General features: G+C 46.7%; 23 protein-coding genes. 12 read left to right on the top strand and 11 right to left on the bottom strand.

What is annotated here, in order from left to right:
- Window positions 1-58 precede the first annotated feature (58 nt).
- Window positions 59-340: a hypothetical protein gene (locus KNQ08_RS04250; protein WP_149427284.1), complete on the top strand. Its 282-nt coding sequence runs from the start codon at window positions 59-61 to the stop codon at window positions 338-340.
- 56 nt (window positions 341-396) lie between these two features.
- Here the strand turns inward: KNQ08_RS04250 and KNQ08_RS04245 are convergent, their stop codons facing one another.
- Together KNQ08_RS04245 and KNQ08_RS04240 are read right to left on the bottom strand one after the other, a co-directional pair.
- Window positions 397-579 (bottom strand): hypothetical protein, encoded by a 183-nt coding sequence (locus tag KNQ08_RS04245; RefSeq protein WP_029341587.1) that lies wholly within the window; start codon window positions 577-579, stop codon window positions 397-399.
- A 128-nt stretch (window positions 580-707) separates the two neighbouring features.
- Window positions 708-1,343 carry an NAD(P)-dependent oxidoreductase gene (locus tag KNQ08_RS04240; RefSeq protein WP_214804850.1) on the bottom strand — a complete coding sequence of 212 codons (636 nt, stop codon included), beginning with the start codon at window positions 1,341-1,343 and terminating at the stop codon, window positions 708-710.
- Window positions 1,344-1,506: 163 nt separating this feature from the next.
- Between KNQ08_RS04240 and KNQ08_RS04235 the strand changes: the two genes are divergently transcribed.
- Window positions 1,507-1,938 (top strand): Rrf2 family transcriptional regulator, encoded by a 432-nt coding sequence (locus tag KNQ08_RS04235; RefSeq protein WP_058265849.1) that lies wholly within the window; start codon window positions 1,507-1,509, stop codon window positions 1,936-1,938.
- A gap of 17 nt (window positions 1,939-1,955) precedes the next feature.
- Here the strand turns inward: KNQ08_RS04235 and KNQ08_RS04230 are convergent, their stop codons facing one another.
- From KNQ08_RS04230 to arr, 3 genes are all read right to left on the bottom strand, one after another.
- Window positions 1,956-2,132: a hypothetical protein gene (locus KNQ08_RS04230; protein ID WP_156501836.1), complete on the bottom strand. Its 177-nt coding sequence runs from the start codon at window positions 2,130-2,132 to the stop codon at window positions 1,956-1,958.
- 104 nt (window positions 2,133-2,236) lie between these two features.
- Window positions 2,237-2,752, bottom strand: a complete 516-nt coding sequence (locus tag KNQ08_RS04225; protein ID WP_149427283.1) for a hypothetical protein — start codon at window positions 2,750-2,752, stop codon at window positions 2,237-2,239.
- Window positions 2,753-2,772: 20 nt separating this feature from the next.
- Window positions 2,773-3,174: an NAD(+)--rifampin ADP-ribosyltransferase gene (gene arr, locus KNQ08_RS04220; RefSeq protein WP_064299934.1), complete on the bottom strand. Its 402-nt coding sequence runs from the start codon at window positions 3,172-3,174 to the stop codon at window positions 2,773-2,775.
- Between the two features lie 199 nt (window positions 3,175-3,373).
- Between arr and KNQ08_RS04215 the strand changes: the two genes are divergently transcribed.
- The 4 genes from KNQ08_RS04215 to KNQ08_RS04200 all read left to right on the top strand — a co-directional run bounded on the left by KNQ08_RS04215 (window position 3,374) and on the right by KNQ08_RS04200 (window position 5,782).
- Window positions 3,374-3,904 (top strand): hypothetical protein, encoded by a 531-nt coding sequence (locus KNQ08_RS04215; protein WP_214804848.1) that lies wholly within the window; start codon window positions 3,374-3,376, stop codon window positions 3,902-3,904.
- 181 nt (window positions 3,905-4,085) lie between these two features.
- Window positions 4,086-4,478 carry a MarR family winged helix-turn-helix transcriptional regulator gene (locus KNQ08_RS04210; protein WP_052017139.1) on the top strand — a complete coding sequence of 131 codons (393 nt, stop codon included), beginning with the start codon at window positions 4,086-4,088 and terminating at the stop codon, window positions 4,476-4,478.
- A 19-nt stretch (window positions 4,479-4,497) separates the two neighbouring features.
- Window positions 4,498-4,920: a MarR family winged helix-turn-helix transcriptional regulator gene (locus tag KNQ08_RS04205; protein WP_023468160.1), complete on the top strand. Its 423-nt coding sequence runs from the start codon at window positions 4,498-4,500 to the stop codon at window positions 4,918-4,920.
- Window positions 4,921-5,005: 85 nt separating this feature from the next.
- On the top strand, window positions 5,006-5,782 hold the full coding sequence (locus KNQ08_RS04200; protein WP_149427281.1) for a hypothetical protein: 777 nt from the start codon (window positions 5,006-5,008) through the stop codon (window positions 5,780-5,782).
- 149 nt (window positions 5,783-5,931) lie between these two features.
- On the opposite strand, the gene KNQ08_RS04195 is transcribed toward KNQ08_RS04200, so the two are convergent.
- The 4 genes from KNQ08_RS04195 to KNQ08_RS04180 form a co-directional block, all read right to left on the bottom strand.
- Complete coding sequence (locus tag KNQ08_RS04195) at window positions 5,932-6,885, bottom strand: DUF2268 domain-containing putative Zn-dependent protease (protein ID WP_167507559.1); 954 nt, start codon at window positions 6,883-6,885, stop codon at window positions 5,932-5,934.
- 186 nt (window positions 6,886-7,071) lie between these two features.
- Window positions 7,072-7,863: an ABC transporter permease gene (locus tag KNQ08_RS04190; RefSeq protein ID WP_058704049.1), complete on the bottom strand. Its 792-nt coding sequence runs from the start codon at window positions 7,861-7,863 to the stop codon at window positions 7,072-7,074.
- Window positions 7,860-8,654: an ABC transporter permease gene (locus tag KNQ08_RS04185; RefSeq protein WP_208796383.1), complete on the bottom strand. Its 795-nt coding sequence runs from the start codon at window positions 8,652-8,654 to the stop codon at window positions 7,860-7,862. The genes KNQ08_RS04190 and KNQ08_RS04185 overlap by 4 nt, the downstream gene beginning before the upstream one ends.
- Window positions 8,651-9,655: an ABC transporter ATP-binding protein gene (locus KNQ08_RS04180; RefSeq protein WP_149427279.1), complete on the bottom strand. Its 1,005-nt coding sequence runs from the start codon at window positions 9,653-9,655 to the stop codon at window positions 8,651-8,653. Before KNQ08_RS04180 ends, KNQ08_RS04185 begins: the two co-directional genes overlap by 4 nt.
- 142 nt (window positions 9,656-9,797) lie before the next feature.
- Here KNQ08_RS04180 and KNQ08_RS04175 point away from each other — a divergent pair, with 142 nt between their 5' ends.
- The 3 genes from KNQ08_RS04175 (at window position 9,798) to KNQ08_RS04165 (ending at window position 12,098) form a co-directional block, all read left to right on the top strand.
- Window positions 9,798-10,181 (top strand): hypothetical protein, encoded by a 384-nt coding sequence (locus tag KNQ08_RS04175; protein ID WP_023468155.1) that lies wholly within the window; start codon window positions 9,798-9,800, stop codon window positions 10,179-10,181.
- Window positions 10,182-10,336: 155 nt separating this feature from the next.
- Window positions 10,337-11,422, top strand: a complete 1,086-nt coding sequence (locus tag KNQ08_RS04170) for a diguanylate cyclase (protein ID WP_167507558.1) — start codon at window positions 10,337-10,339, stop codon at window positions 11,420-11,422.
- 64 nt (window positions 11,423-11,486) lie between these two features.
- A complete protein-coding gene (locus tag KNQ08_RS04165) occupies window positions 11,487-12,098 on the top strand; it encodes a YdeI/OmpD-associated family protein (protein ID WP_214804846.1) in 612 nt (203 codons plus the stop codon).
- Here the strand turns inward: KNQ08_RS04165 and KNQ08_RS04160 are convergent.
- Window positions 12,087-12,977: an ABC transporter ATP-binding protein gene (locus KNQ08_RS04160; RefSeq protein ID WP_214804844.1), complete on the bottom strand. Its 891-nt coding sequence runs from the start codon at window positions 12,975-12,977 to the stop codon at window positions 12,087-12,089. The genes KNQ08_RS04165 and KNQ08_RS04160 overlap by 12 nt on opposite strands.
- 1 nt (window position 12,978) lies before the next feature.
- On the bottom strand, window positions 12,979-13,662 hold the full coding sequence (locus KNQ08_RS04155) for an ABC transporter permease (RefSeq protein ID WP_058704043.1): 684 nt from the start codon (window positions 13,660-13,662) through the stop codon (window positions 12,979-12,981).
- A gap of 243 nt (window positions 13,663-13,905) precedes the next feature.
- Here KNQ08_RS04155 and KNQ08_RS04150 point away from each other — a divergent pair, with 243 nt between their 5' ends.
- The 3 genes from KNQ08_RS04150 to KNQ08_RS04140 all read left to right on the top strand — a co-directional run bounded on the left by KNQ08_RS04150 (window position 13,906) and on the right by KNQ08_RS04140 (window position 16,022).
- The gene (locus KNQ08_RS04150; RefSeq protein ID WP_214769840.1) at window positions 13,906-14,766 is read left to right on the top strand and encodes an alpha/beta fold hydrolase; all 861 of its coding nucleotides are present in this window, start codon (window positions 13,906-13,908) and stop codon (window positions 14,764-14,766) included.
- A 43-nt stretch (window positions 14,767-14,809) separates the two neighbouring features.
- Window positions 14,810-15,196 (top strand): hypothetical protein, encoded by a 387-nt coding sequence (locus tag KNQ08_RS04145; RefSeq protein ID WP_214804842.1) that lies wholly within the window; start codon window positions 14,810-14,812, stop codon window positions 15,194-15,196.
- 163 nt (window positions 15,197-15,359) lie between these two features.
- Entirely contained in the window at window positions 15,360-16,022 is a 663-nt protein-coding gene (locus KNQ08_RS04140; RefSeq protein WP_149427273.1) for a type 1 glutamine amidotransferase domain-containing protein, read from the top strand.
- The last annotated feature ends 23 nt before the right edge of the window (window positions 16,023-16,045 follow it).

Below are 16,045 nucleotides of genomic sequence, written 5' to 3'. Positions count from 1 at the left end.
AAGAATGACAAGCTGGGCATTATACTGAATGTATCGTTCAGTAAAGGAGACATGCCGCATGTTTCGTCAAAAATCACTTTTGTACTTACTCATTTTTTTGTCCTTCGGTTTCGCTTTTGACACGATCACTGGAGCGTCCCTCATTCCGTTCGTTGAACCCCTTCATGAATTGATCGCCTCACTTGCGTTGACGATCACGACCGCCTGTTTGACACTGTTCTTTCTGTTCTACCACGGTGTTCGTCCGCATCTTGAATTACTGATCGTCCTCCCCTTTTTGATTTTGACGAGCGGCATTACGTTCTTGTTCGTCTTCTTGAACGCAATGACTGTCATTTAACGTCACTAAAAGCCCGTCTTCTTGAAGGAGACGGGCTTTGATCGGCAATATGTAGATCACGGTTTGGCATGAAGCTCCAGCAATGGATCGCTTTCACTCGGCCAATTGATTTGTCCCTCGTAATGATCCTCGATCGTCGCGACCGGTTCCGAACGTTCGAACCGGGACGGTTGTGTTGATGTCGTACAGACGATCAAGACAGCTAATAGACTGATGATACTAAAGCATCGTCGCATCATGATTTGAGCTCCTTTAGTCGTTTCTATTCTCATATTAAACAAACCATGCTACTATGCCATCCGTCCTCCGCTGTATCTCTCACTCCGCCCATTAAAAAAGACCGACTACGTAAGTCGGTCTGACACCATCACCCTTGTTCGCCAACGACCGAGAATCGTTCGTTGAGATGTTGCGCGTTTTCTAGCTCATCGACTACCGCGATGGCGTAATCCGCGTAACTGATGTAGCTTTCCCCTTTTGCGTTTAAAATTATCTGCTCACCGCCGACTGTATACGCTCCTGTACGTTGACCGCTCGGATCAAAGAATCCAGCGGGGCTGAGATACGTCCATGTCACGTCTTGCTGCCCTTGCAGTTCGATCAAGTTTTTTCCCATGTTCGAGGCTGTCGGATAATACGCTTCCGGGAAATCCGGTGTTTCCATGACACGTACTGTATGCTCGGCATCGACGAATAGGCTTCCCGCCCCACCGACGACGAAAAGTCGTGTCTTGCTTCCTGCTAACACGTTGATTAAATGACGCCCGACTTCGATATGTTTCGTCTCCTCACCCGGTGCTGAGTTAAACGCATTGACGATGGCGTCAAACCCGTTTAAGTCATCTTTCGTCAGTGCGAGTACATCACGCTCGAGAATCGTGACGTTTGCCGTCACTTTTGCCGCGTTACGGACGATTGCCGTGACGTCATGACCACGTGTGATTGCTTCTTGTAAAATCAATTGCCCTGCTTTTCCTGTTGCGCCGATGATTCCGATATTCATGATGATTCCTCCTTTTGATATGTAACTATTTCGATTACATGTAACTAATATAGTTACAATTACTTTGTTTGTCAACAGTGTTGTTCCTATTCCCCGTTTCTTGCCAAATGAACAATACGACGTATAATGAGAGAACAATGTTTTTAAGAAGGAGGGTCATCCGTTGGCCATCAGTACACGTTTTTCCGTCGGCATCCATATTCTCTCGTTGATCGCGACCGACGAGAAGATGACATCCGACTTGATTGCTGGCAGCGTCAATACGAATCCGGTCGTCATCCGTAAAATCATGAGCATGTTGAAGAAAGCTGATTTGATCGAGGTCCGTCCGGGTGTCGCCGGTGCGCGACTCGCCCGCCCGTTGTCTAAGATTACGCTGCTTGACGTCTATCACGCCGTTGCTGTCGTACCGGACAAGGAATTGTTCGGCGTCCATGCCGCACCGAACCCAGACTGCCCAGTCGGACGAAACATCCAATCGACAGTCACACCCATCTTTGAGCTTGCGCAATCCGCGCTTGAGAAGGTACTCGCTCACGTCACATTAGATGATATCGTCAGTGAAATCGAACAAAAAGAAGCATCGTCCTCGTAAGGGCGATGCTTCTTGCTTTAGAAAAACCATTGATATAGTAGATATCCTCCACCGAGGACGACAAGCACTGCGAGCATCTCCAGACCACGCATCCCGTCGTTTTGCCCACGTGGTACGGCACTACCGAGACCTTGATCGACACCATCGCGGAGATGATCGAGTGGTTGTTTCTTTTCTTGTTTGAAGCGAGACATATAAACGCCCCCTTTTTACATATTGTACCATTCCATCTTCACCTTGCAGTACATTCTGACAAAAAAATACGTGGTAGTGCTTATCTTACATTCAATTCGTTTCTCTATTCATTTCGAAGCAATTTCATGAATCCCATCTTTTCAACGATCAAAACATCCTGCTCGAAGCGTTTGATAGAATGTTTTGATGCTTGTTCGTCCAACGCATTCGGATGACCAAAGCATACGTTTAAGATCGAATTGAGTTTCTTTGCATCACCACCGATGAAGTAGTGAGACATATAGGTGTCGTCTTCTGAAGCAATGACGACGAATGTCGCCATATCAAGCACTCCTTCGACGCTTTCTGCTGTCATGAGTTTGTCATTCGCAGATGCCTTCTGAAAGTCATACGATTCGATAGAGGCAATCCTACCTTGCAACAGATCAAGAATTGATTTCCGGTAGACACAATAGACGCCAACGATCGTTTCAATGGGTGGAACGAACGGATCTCCAAGGATCGTGATCCATCGCTCGTCCTGTTGATTCAGGCGGATGGCGTGCAAGTGATTGACTAATAATTGATCAATGACGTTCACATTCGTCGGTTGGATCGATTTAAAATCATGTACAGGCAAGCTTTTCTCCCCCCGCTCTTTTAGTCAATGATCATATCCTTCCCTTCTGCGCGTAACCGCTGCAAGGATGCTTTCATCGTCTCAATCTCTTCATCTGTGTGCCGCTCCCACGTTCCGAGTTCAGCAATGATCTTCACGGGTTCTGTCGACCGATACGACCGAGTCGGATTGCCTGGGAACCGTTTGTTCGTCAAGTTCGGATCATCCTCATACGCTCCGAGTGGCTCGACGAGGTAGATATGCTCCGGAGCGTCAGATTGTGCGAGCTCCGCGCCCCACTTCGCTGCATCAAGTGTTGCTGTGAAATAGACGTGCTGGAGCGGTCGTTCACGAAAATTCGACGCGTGCCCTGGTTTCAATTCGTCACCGATTCGCAACGTGGCTTTCGTGCCATGGAAAAACGGACCTTCGACTGGTTTCATACGCTCGCCTCCTGACTGGATACATTTAGTATAGACAGTCGATTGATTCAGGTGTAGTCTGTTTCAAAACGAAATTTCACGGTATACTTATAGCAAAGGAAGATCATTTGTCGTCAGATTGTAACTCGTTTTTTGTCTAGCCATCAGGCATGATGGGAATAGTCATTTTACATACCCTATAGGAGGTCATCCGTTCAACGTGAAGTTCTTTAAAGCTTTAGCGAAAACCGAAGAGGCTGTCTGGATTCCAGAAGCCGAGTGGCAAACCGTTTGTGAGCAAGAAGGACTGACCGTGCCGCATCATCCGCAAGAACAATTTGTTGGTCTCGCGTACAACAATCAGCGGCAAGTCGTCGAAGTCACGCGCAACATGCGCCCCCCAGCGCTCAGTTATTACGTTACGATTCTTGAGCCACCCCATAGTCGATCTCTCATCTCAAAACGTTCGTTCTTAACCGTGCTTCATGAACGAACGGAACGCACGTCCCTCACCGAATACGGTACATTCTGTTTACTTGAGATCAACGTTCGCGAGGAAGGACTCGGCGAGCGTGGTCTGTTACTTGAGTCATTGATTCATGATATTGAAAAAAAGTACACTCATTACTCGATTCGTGGCGATTATGCGACGATCACCTTACAAGGACGCGTCTCAGATCAATGTTTTACGAAATATGGATTCCAGTTAACGGATTCCTATCTCACGCTTTCGAATGAGATTCCTTCCTGAACCGACCTGATACGTTCAGGTCTTTTTTTGTACAGTTCCTAGGCAATGATGGGAAGTGATGGGTTTGCGTTCAAACTAGTAGCACTACATATTTTTAATATGGTATGGTAAAAGTAATTTATCAGCAGTACATTCTACATTTAAGAGGTTCCCCATGACAACAATGACAGAGACATATCCCATGACATGCTGGCATACGATTTCGACGTATCATAATCAACAAATCAAGCGCGTCAATGCTTTCTTGAAACAATGGGATCTCTCCCATACGAATCTTGAAGTATTGCGTTGCCTACAAACGACCTCATGCACGAGCCAGAAGGAAATCGCGGAACGGATCCAAGTGACCGATGGCACGATTTCACACGGAATCAAACGTTTATTTGATCGGCAACTCATCACCCGCAAGCGCAAATGGAAGACGAACTATCTGCTATTGACGGAAAAAGGAACAGCCATTCTGCAAGAAGTGTTGCCCGCCTACGAACGTTTTCAACAAGAACAATTCGCCGCTTTGACGGCTCGACAACAGGAAGAATTAATCCGTTTCTTCGATAAGCTCAACCCTGCATGACAGAAGAGGAGGAAAAATCATGACCTTCACATTCGAATCTTCAATGCAACACTGGAACGCCATTCAGCGAATCCATTCTCGTTATTCGAAAGAAGTCAACGATGTACTGAAACCAAAAGGGCTCTCAAAATCCCAATTCGATTTATTGATGACCCTTTATCATCAAGAGAGTGCGACACAAAAATCACTTGAACGCACGCTTGAACTCTCAAGCGGTGCCATTTCGCAAACGGTCAAGAAGTTGCTGGCGGAACACCTCGTCATCCGAAAACGAATCAACCGGGAAAAACGGATTCTCTTGACGGAGGATGGTGCAGCGCTGATTCAGACCTCAGCTCCAGAGATCGAAGAGATTGATGATCGCTATTTCCGTGCCTTTACATCAAAGGACCACGAGACGTTCGATCAATTGCTCCATAAGATGCAAAGCGATCATTTTTGATCGCCCTACCGACACTCGCGGACGCTTCCCTAATGAGGTGTCCGCAATTCTTACATATAAACACCATAAAGAGGGAGCAACAGAGATGACACATAGAGACGTATTATTGGAACGATTAGACGCAATTGGGCAAACGGTTGCACAAACAGATGATGCGCTTGTCCTGCTCGGACTCGGTTCTGTCGGTCAAGAACTTGAACGACTCGATGACTATTCGGACTTAGACTTTTTCATCATCGCAAAGCCCGGTAAAAAGGCTCGATTCATCGAGCAACTCGACTGGTTAGAAAACACATACCCTTTACACTTTCAATTTCAAAATACGCAGGATGGACATAAAGTCATGTTTGACGACGGTATCTATGCCGAATTCGCCATCTTCGAACTAGATGAACTTTCTGAAATTGCATTTTCCGCTGGTCGTATCGTGTGGTGCGATCCTTCCTTCGACGCGTTTGAACGCTTAGTCCCACAACCACGTAACAGTTCGAGCGAACATCCATCCGTCGATTACGCCATCCATGAAGCACTGACGAATCTATATGTCGGGCTCTGTCGCGAAGCACGTGGCGAAACATTATCAGCCTTCCGTTTGATTCAACAATTTGCCGTTGGTCAATTGTTACACGTTCTGTCCTCATTTGAAAAAGAGGAAGCGACATCTGTTGATCCGTTTGCTCCGGAACGTCGGATTGAGCAACGTTTCCCAGAAATGGTCAACCGATTCTCAGAGATGATGCCAGGCTATTCACATAATAAAACGGCTGCACTAGTGATCCTCGATTACATCGAACAGATTCATCCTGTCTCCCCTGCCATGTCAAACGCTATCCGTTCACTCGCCCGAACTGATATTTCCTAAAAAACACGTTCGCCGTTTTATTTCTGTTCATCAGCCGTTTTATTTCTGTTCATCAATCGTTCAAAAGCGTTCGACTTAATTTCGAAAAATTTCAAAAGTATAAAAATATGCCCATCAGCTTCTTTATGCTGACGGGTCTATTTTTTGAATCAAAGTAGATCATTTTTATACTTGTAATCCTTTAAAATCGTTTCCGCGTCTTTAGTCGTCCAATCTGCTATCGATTCTGAAGGATGTTTTTCAAGATAGGCGTCCATGATATCTTTACCTAATCGGTACATACTCCACATAGGAACATCCTGATCCTTATTGCCGTCCATGATATCTTCTTGCGTTAACTCACCATTTTTCATTAAACGTAAAACACGCTGTTTTGTCTCTTCTTCTAATGGCTCGACCCAAGCTGGTGTCACACCTTTAACGACGCGTTTCGCGAACTGATCCGCTTTCCCTTCAAGGAGGAGTGAATGGATCAGTGGACTAGCTTCCTCTCCTAAGGAAGTATCTAGCTTCATCCGATCATATAAAGCAGTGTGGTGATATTCATGGGCTACTGCATATTCCAACATTTTCTTATCGTAGTCAGCGGTAAGGAATAGCATGAAGCAATCTCTAGTTGCCAATCCTGCGACCCCTCCCATGACATCTATACGCTCCATGAATTCCGTGTTAACAGGCACGATGAATATCGTATTCGTTTGTTTTGGTAATGCCCGATGTGAAGCAGTGTAACTTTTTTCAATGATTTTTTTGATCTCTGTATCTTGTTTCATCAGCTCTTTCGTCCGACTCACCAATTGTTCTTTATACTCAGTTGCTTGTAGCATAAAGTAACTTTTCATATATGTTAGATCGAGATCTTGTTGCTCACCGATTTCATCGATGTAACCTAAGACATGATTTAGGTAACTGTTCGTGTTGTCGTCTGAGTTTCCTGTCTGCATCGCTTCTTCTAAGTACTGATTGTATTGCGTATAGAGCGGAACGATCTTGACCTGATCCTCTTGACCAATCTTGATCGTCTTGTTTTTAATCGTTTCGTCGTTCGGTGAAAAAAAGTTTTCTGTCCTTTCCCAAACGGTACACCCCGATAAGGTAACCAAGACCAAACACAGTAATACGAGCCATCCCTTTTTCAATATAACCCCTCCCTCAGATTCATGTTTCAATATTTTATACTGTCATTTAATAACAAAAGTTTCATATTTTACATAAAGAAATCCATATCTAAATTGATTAGAAACAAAAAGAACCTTGAAGCGTCGCAACACTTCAAGGTTCTCCTTCTTTCATGATCCCGTACTCGCAAATGCCTTCAGTCCGAACAACCAGAACCGATAAGCAATCAAACAGGCGATGATCGCGACAAGTGGTGTCGCAATCGCCATCACTCCATAGCCTTTTCCATCAAAGAAATACATCGCCGGATAAAAGGCAGTAAATCCGAACGGGATGATGTAGGTCAAGACGAACATCAACACCTTCGAGTAGATCGTCATCGGATAACGGGCGAAATCACTCAGACTGAAGACCGCTGAGACGACCGGTAAACTGTCGACCATCCAGAACGAGAACGTCGCAAAAAACAGGTTGATCGCGATATAGAGCAATCCGCTCGAAAGAACAAGTACGATTAACATCAAGACATCACCGAAGCTCCAGATCATGTCGAGGTGATCGGAAGCAACATAGAGCACCCCACCGCCAATCAATAGTTGACCGAACCCGTCTTGCTGAACGCGCTCAGCGACGATTTGAAACAGTGGATTGACCGGGCGCATCAACAACCGATCCAGATTCCCGGTCCGGATGTACTGCCAGCCGATCGTCCACAAGTTATCAAAGAAGATATGGTGTAAGGCTCGTCCTAAAAAGGCAATCCCGTAAATGAATAGGATCTCGTAAAAGTCCCAACCGTTTAGCGTCTCGATATGCTGAAAGACGACCGACAGGAAAAAGAGTGAGGCGAACTGTTGACCGAAGACTGACAAGACACCGATCAGGAAATCAATCCGGTATTCCATCATGACTTTAAAATGACTTTTGGCATATAGCCAGTAGAGTTTTATGTATCGTTTCATCCGCCGAACACCGTCACTTTCCGGATCGCGAGCGCGAACGTGATTCGCAAGATGACGAAGAATCCAATCAACCAGCCGATTTGAATCAGTAACGCCTGCAGGATACCGCTTGCGCCAATTTCTCCCGTATAGATCGCAACCGGGACGTAGACGAGTGAAGCAAACGGTAAGTACAGACTGATCGTCTGAAACCAGTCCGGGAACAGCGTCAACGGGACGATTGCACCGGACATGATCGTGATGATGGCGTCTTGTAAGACGGATAGTCCCCAAATGTTGACGGTATAGAAGGCAAAGATGCCGACGAGCAGATCAATCAATGTCGCGAGCAACACGGCACAAATCACGCTACCGACGAAGGCAATGCCAGCTAGCCATGACTGTGGTCGATCCACGCCGATGAACAAAATCGAGACGAGGACGAGTGGCAGGATCGAGCGGAACAAAACCGAGACTTTTGAGCCGATGTCTTGGGCGAGTAACTTATCGAGCAAGTGATACGGACGGAGTAACTCGATCGCAATTGCCCCTTGTTTGATCATCCGGGCGAGATCGCGTCCGGCACCCCCGCGGAACTGATCGATCATCGTCGCAAGCACCGCATACGTCAGCATCGTTGACAGCGAGATACCGGAAACATCGGTCTTATTGGCATACACGGCTTGCCAGAAGAAATAGAGGATGAACAGACGCATCGTCACGCTAAACATGCTTGCCCAGTACCAGGCTGTATAGGCGAGATCAACTTTGATTTGGGACCGCATCAACGCGGTATATTTACGGATTCTCATGCACTGATCCCCGCTTGGTAGAGCTTGCGGATTAACGTCTCCATCTTCGGTACGGACACGGAGACGTCCCGAACGGCGTACAGCGAAACGATTTCCTTGATGACTTGACCGCTTGACAGTTCTCGGTCGTCGAAGGCGAGCTCATACGTTAGTTCATCCGTCTCAAACATGATCACACGATTGATCAATGCCGTCGGTAAAACGAACGGCACCGGTTCTTCGAGCGTGATTCGAAGTGTTCGCTCGTGACTGAACGATGCCTTTAACTGATCGATCGTATCGTCATAGATGATTTTGCCGTCGTCGAGGACGATCACCCGGTCACAAACTTCCTCGATGTCCTGCATGTCGTGCGTCGTCAAGATGACGGTCGTTCCCCAGCGATCACTCATCTCGCGGATGAAGTGACGGATTGTCTCCTTAATTTCAATATCAAGTCCGATCGTCGGTTCGTCGAGATAGACGACTTTTGGTCGATGCAGGAAGGCTGCGGCTAGTTCACAGCGCATCTTTTGTCCGAGCGACAGTTGTCGGACCGGTACGTCTAGAAGCGGTGCGAGATCGAGCTTCTCCCGAAACCACGCGAGCGTCTCGGCAAACTCTGACGTCGGCACTTGATAGATTTCCTTCAACAGCTCAAACGATTCTTGGACCGGAATGTCCCAGAACAGTTGCGTCCGCTGACCGAAGACGGCTCCGATTTGCGACGCGTTCTTGACGCGGTCGGCATGTGGATCAAGTCCGAACACCCGGACGTTCCCCGCATCCGGACGCAGGACACCAGCGAGCATCTTGATCGTCGTTGATTTCCCGGCGCCATTAAAACCGATATAGCCGACCCGTTCTCCTGGCGCAATCGTCAAATCAATTGCTTTGACTGCCTCTTTCGTCCGATATGTCCGGTGAAATAACGCTTTGATCGCTCCACGTAGTCCCGGTTCCCGTTGTAGGATTTGATAGTGTTTCGTCAGTCCTGTTGCTTTGACGGCATATGGTTGCATGTATTCTCCCCCTTTTGTGCAAACGCTTTCCGAAAACGTAGTATACCAGAAAAATCCAATAGTCTTCCATCTCTTTTGAAAATTTTTCTCGATATTCTGACGCTGTCGCGTAATAATAGATAAAAAAAGGAGTGGTCTGACCATGCTATTACGCCATATGACACATCGGCATCACATGAAATCAATCGTGACACGCGGTGGATTGTCACCAACATTCCAAATCGATGCACCAACAGGCTGGATCGCCTTTGAAGTGGATCCTCCAAGCGCAGCGTATCAAACGCACTTTCATCAATTAAAAAATGATTGGCAGGATGGAGATGTCGTTACACTCGAATTCGATGGGGAGCGGATGCAAGCAGCAGGCTTCGAGATGCTGCAATCGCAAGAAGATGACCGCAGTCACCAGGCAGAGAGATTAGGCGTATCCATCGAGGAAATTGGCTCGTATGCATTCATTCGCAATTTCGTCTCACTTGATTATCTCGTCGAGTCTTCACGTGAAAAAATCTCAGAGTATTATTGATTTAGTTGAAGAAATCTAATCTTTTTTAAAATATACGGAAATCAAGATATTTTCATACATCTTTAGGGTATCGTTGGCTATATAGAATAAATATTCATTGAATGAAACATTTTTTTGTAGTTATTTTTCAGAACTCATTTGAGAGGAACACGAATATGTGGAATATACTGAACCATCTAATCCTCAACGTCGCTCTGACTTTTTTCTTCGTGCTCATCTCCCTGTTCTTTTTTAAACGATTTCAGTTTCGAAACACGTTCGACAGCTGGTTGAAGAAAAATCTGTTAGTACTGATCCTTGCGACAGGTGCCGGCTACTGGGTCATCCATAACGCCATCACCTATGAGGGATTCCGTTTCGATTTGTCGATTACCTTGATCGTCATCGCTTTCATTTATGGAGGTATCAGTAGCGGCTTCATCACGACCCTCGTCTTCGCTTCCCTTCAAACGTTCGTTTTTGATTCCGCTCATGCCTATTGGCTGATCGGTACGTATCTGATCGTCAGCATCGTTGTCTTGTACTTACAAAATGAAGCACCGGATCGATTCATCTCGTTTCCGGTCATCTTCACGATTGCACTCATTCTCTGTTTACCATGCGTTCAACATGTTCAACCGAATGACGTGACAGCGATGACGATCTTTCTCGTCGGGAATGGCTGCGCTGGTTTTCTCTTGCACAGCATCTTGCATCAAGTCCGCTGGCACTTCAATCAAGTCCGGATGCATCGGCGTCTTGCCTTGACGGATACATTGACAGGGCTTGATAATCGACGTCGTCTAGAAGAGACCGTCCAACGGTACAAATCACAACAAACGGATTTTTCAATCATGATCATCGATGTCGATCATTTCAAACAGGTCAATGATACTTACGGTCATGACCGCGGTGATCATATCTTACGGCAAATCAGCTCTTTGCTTGCATCGTATTGTCCCCCAACGTGTGTGCTCGGACGATTCGGCGGCGAAGAGTTCATGATGTTGTTGCCGGAGCATTCGTTGCCGGAGACGCGTCGACTCGCGGAACAAATCTGTGAAGCCAGTGCCAAACGGACGTATGAGTTATCAGCGACAGAACCGCTGCAAGTGACGTTATCGATTGGTGTGTCTCGCCAAACTCATCAACCGTCTGAGACCCATAATTTTCTGCAGACGATCCAGCAGGCAGACGCTGCCCTCTATCAAGCGAAGAAGAGTGGTCGGAATTGTGTCTTTCATCATGACCCGTTACGTTAAAGAAAAAAAGTGCCCCCTCGCGTGACGTGAAGGGGGCACTGCTATCTGAAATGGAGGAACGAACGTGGAAATCACGAATGTCTTACGCTTTACCGATCGCGATGGCTTTCGACAGTGGCTGACGAAACACGCAGATCACGCGGCCTTCTGTTGGGTGATTCTCAGTCGAAAACAAATCGGGGACGGGTTACTTTATCTCGATGCCGTCGAAGAGGCACTTTGCTTCGGCTGGATTGATGGCATTGCAAAAAAGACCGAAGACGGTGAACTGGCGCAACGGTTCACTCCGCGACGAAAGAACAGCAACTGGACCGAACTGAACAAGGAACGGGTCCGCCGCTTGGAACGTCTCGGCTTGATGCAACCGTCCGGACGACAGGTTCTACCAGACATGCGCACTGATGCGTTCGTCATCGATGACGCCATTCAGGCGCGTCTACAAGAAGACCCGATCGTCTATGAACAGTTTAATGACTTCCCGGAGCTCTATCGACGGATCCGGATTGATACGATTCAAAGTGTACGCAAGGATCCCGTTCTCTATGAAAAACGTCTGCAAACGTTGATTGAAAAAACGAAACGGAATCAGATGTACGGTCAGTGGAATGACGGGGGTCGTCTTTTACTCGAAGATGTTCCGGAGACGGAATCAGAGGCTAGTCGGTCAGACCGCTAAGAAAATCTCTTCTAATGATTGGCGTTCGATCTGCACCTCGTAGACTTTGACGTCTTGTTTCGCAAGCATGACGAGTAACTCTGGAATATCTTCTTCCGTCGATAAATCAAGCCGTGTAAAATCATCAGCTTGCGACAAAAGCCGAGCGTATGCTGGCAGATGCGATGGCTCTAATCGCGGAACAGTCCGAATACGGATTTTAATCTCCTGCCTCATTGCTTCTTGTAAGGACGCAACGGTTCCATAGCGGACGATTCTTCCCTCCGTCATGATGGCGACACGGTCACACATCTTTTCGATCTCATTCAAGTTATGCGAGGTTAAGAAAATCGTTTTTCCGTCCGCTTTTAATGCAAGCAACAATCGCTGGATCTCGATCGCCGATTCTGGATCAAGACCGGACGTCGGTTCATCTAAAAAGAGTAATTCCGGATTTCCGGTGAGCGCTTGTGCGATACTGATCTTTTTCTTCATCCCGAACGAGAAGCTCCCGATTTTTTGTCGCTCCGTCCCGCTTAATCCGACTTGTTCAAGCAATTTTCTAACTTCTTGCTTCGTGATGCGAACTCCTGATAATCCTGCCATATAGTTAAGAAACGCACGTGCCGTCATATCATGATACAAATTTGATGTATCCGGCATGACCCCGATCCGTTGTTTGATGGCATCCAGTTGATCAGCGGGTTCACCGAGAAGTGCGACAGTTCCGCCTGTCGCTTGTGTGATTCCGGTCATAATCTGAATGCACGTCGATTTCCCAGCACCATTACGACCTAAAAAACCAAAGATTTCTCCTCGTTCGACCGTCAAATTCACTTCTCGTAAGACTTCCTTCGCACCGAACGATTTCTTCAACCCTTTTACTTCAATCGCTTTCATGTTACAAATCCTTTCGCTTTAACGTGAGATAGGAGATCGTCAAAAACAATCCACTCCATAAAACAGGTAACAGTAATAACGTTCCAGACATAATGACGGCATGGTACGGCAAGATGTATTGAAACGGTACCAGATACCATTTTTCTGAGAACGCTGACCAAAGACCGATGATCGGTACGACGATCCCGAGAAAAATACCGAGAAACATCGTCAAACCAGGCTTCGCAATCATCGTAGATAAAAAGATGTTGAAACTGGTGATATATAGGATGACGATAAGAACCGTCAGATAATCGATCCAGAACCATTGCTGCGCATAGAGCGAGACAATCAGAAAATTGATCGTAAGCGTCGCGCACCAGAACAACAATGAACCGAGAAACTTCTCCAAAACGATTCGCAGACGCGACGTCTTCGTGACCAGTAAACGAATCGTCCGCGTCTCGATTTCACGATTGATGATGTCGTGTGATAACGCAGCCACGAACAGAAAACCGAAGAACAGGATGAAGAACTTAATGCTTGAAGTATAAGCAGACGGTTGATTAACGCCAGCAAGCAGTTCCGGATGTCTCGTCAAATACGATGCTGTGAAGACAGACGTGATCGTCAGAAAAAGAATCAATAGAATCGCTTTGACGCTTTTGAAGCTGCTCGTGAATTCTTGTTTTACGATTGGAAACATAACGGACTCCTTCGGACATATTTTTGATTAACGCAAGCGTTCTTTTACTTTCGTGACAAGGACACCGAGTCCATATAAGGTAACGGCTGTTAAGAACATCGTGATGATGGTTTCCATGTGAATTCTCCTCTATGTAAATGACGTGTCATCTTACTCTACGCTACTCTTTGAAGAAAGTTTCCTTATTTTTCAATTCCCAATATTCTCCTCATGGTACAGTAAAAAGAAAAAAGGAGACGGCAAATGAAACGTTATACGATCACCTGTCAGCATCAATCCGTTCATATTACGGAATGGGGAAACGAACAGCTTCCGACGATCGTCTGTCTGCACGGACTCGGCAGTACGAGTCTCAGCTTCATCGAAATCGCTGAAGCGCTCGCGGACGAATTCCGTCTGATTGCGATTGATTTACCCGGTCACGGCAAAACACCAGCTTTCTCAGATCCCCTACACTATCGCATGAAACCCTTTACGGGCTGGATCGACGAAGTCTTACACATCCTTGATATCAAGCGGTGCTATGCCTTGTCGCACTCGTGGGGCAGTGTACTCTCGCTCTATTATTTGATTGAACATGCGGATCGTGTGCTCGGCACGATTTTAATTGACGGCGGCTATCACAGTAAACGACTTTACGGTCGTTCTGTAGAGGAAGAAGTCGCCTTTTATGAACAAGATTTCGAGGATTCCGTTTCAACATGGGACGAATTTTTGGATGTTGCCGTCTATGCTCCGGATGCACGTCGCTCGCCCTCCCTCGATCTAGCTGGTGCCGATCTTCTTCGGATGGAGCAAGGACGATACCACTGGCATGCGCGAGGAGAGACGGCTGCTGCGATCGTACGCGCGCTTCACTACGAGGATGTTCTTGATTTCCTCCCGGACGTTCCACCAGTGGACATTCAGTTGTACGTCGCTACGTTACCGACAGATCAAGCATCGATCCGTCAGCATGCGACGGATCTATTACATGAGATGACGCAAGCGACGGTCCATTTCGTCCCCGAGACAGGACATCTATTACACTGGGATCGTCCTGACGTCATCATCGAAGCGATTCGTCACTACTGGACGTCCGGAAAAAGATTGTCTTCCATTTGAAAAATGGTTTATTATGGAATTAAAGTAAAAAGGAGGGGTTCATATGTTAAAACGGCTAACGTTCGTTTGTGTGACCTTATGCGTCGCGATCGTCGCCACCCTTGTCGCTGCACGCCACTCAACTGGAAACACCATTTCGTTTGAAGAGCCGTTATCGGTTTACATCGCGATTGGACTAATTGTCTTCTTATTCTTACCACCGCTCGTCCTATCGTTTTTCGAACACCCTGTACTGAAGATCGTCAATGTCATTTATCAATCACTGATCGTTTTTAGCTTCGTCGGACTAATTCCGGTCGGCTTCTTGATTCCGAACGGTTCCTCGACGATCATCGTCGCCGTCCTCGGAACAGTCGCGAGTCTTGCCAGTGTCATCGTGACGGTACGAAGTCACTCGATGTTAGCTAACTATTCTTCTGACGTACGTTAATCTATCTTTCAAACTGCTTCCGCCATCATGGTAGGAAGCAGTTTTTATTTTTATGTATAAATTTATTTATCGATAAGCTCATTTTTATTAATTTGTTTTTCGTTAGAGTTGGGCGTATTCTAATCACGTAGCCAATCGGCAAACGAAAAAGGAGGAACACATCATGAGTAAAAACATCTTAATGGTCGTCACGAACGCAAAGGAAATGAAGGAAGGTCATGCGACAGGACTTTGGTTGTCGGAGTTCGCGGAAGCATACATTGAGTTCAAGAATGCAGGATATACGGTAACGGTCGCAAGTCCGAACGGCGGCGAATCACCAATCGACGCACGGAGCCTTGAAGACGAAGTTCCAGCTGAGATCCAAGCGACAGCTCCACTCTTGAAAGAGACACTTGATTTAAAAGCAATCCAGGACTTCTCAACATTTGATGCAATCTTCATGCCAGGTGGACACGGTACGATGTTCGACTTGCCACAAAGTGATGCCTTGAACAACGCCCTTCGGACATTGTTTGAAGCGAACAAGACGGTCGCTGCGGTCTGCCACGGACCAGCTGGACTCGTCAGTGCGACACTCTCAGACGGAACACCACTCGTCGCTGGAAAGACGATCGCAACGTTCACGGATGAAGAAGAACGCGCAACAGGTCTTGACGTCTACATGCCATTCTTGCTCGAGACACGCCTTCGTGAACTCGGTGCGAACATCATCAAGGCTGACAACTTCACGGAAAACGTCCAAGTCGACGGAAACCTCGTCACGGGTCAAAATCCACAGTCCACGATTGCGGTCGCGAAAGCCGTCATTAATACACTCAACTAATCGAAACAAGAGATCCTTTGGAT

Source organism: Exiguobacterium sp. s46, from assembly GCF_018618875.1.
GTDB classification, from domain to species: Bacteria; Bacillota; Bacilli; order Exiguobacteriales; family Exiguobacteriaceae; genus Exiguobacterium_A; species Exiguobacterium_A abrahamii.
This window is presented reverse-complemented; position numbering and strand designations above follow the sequence as displayed.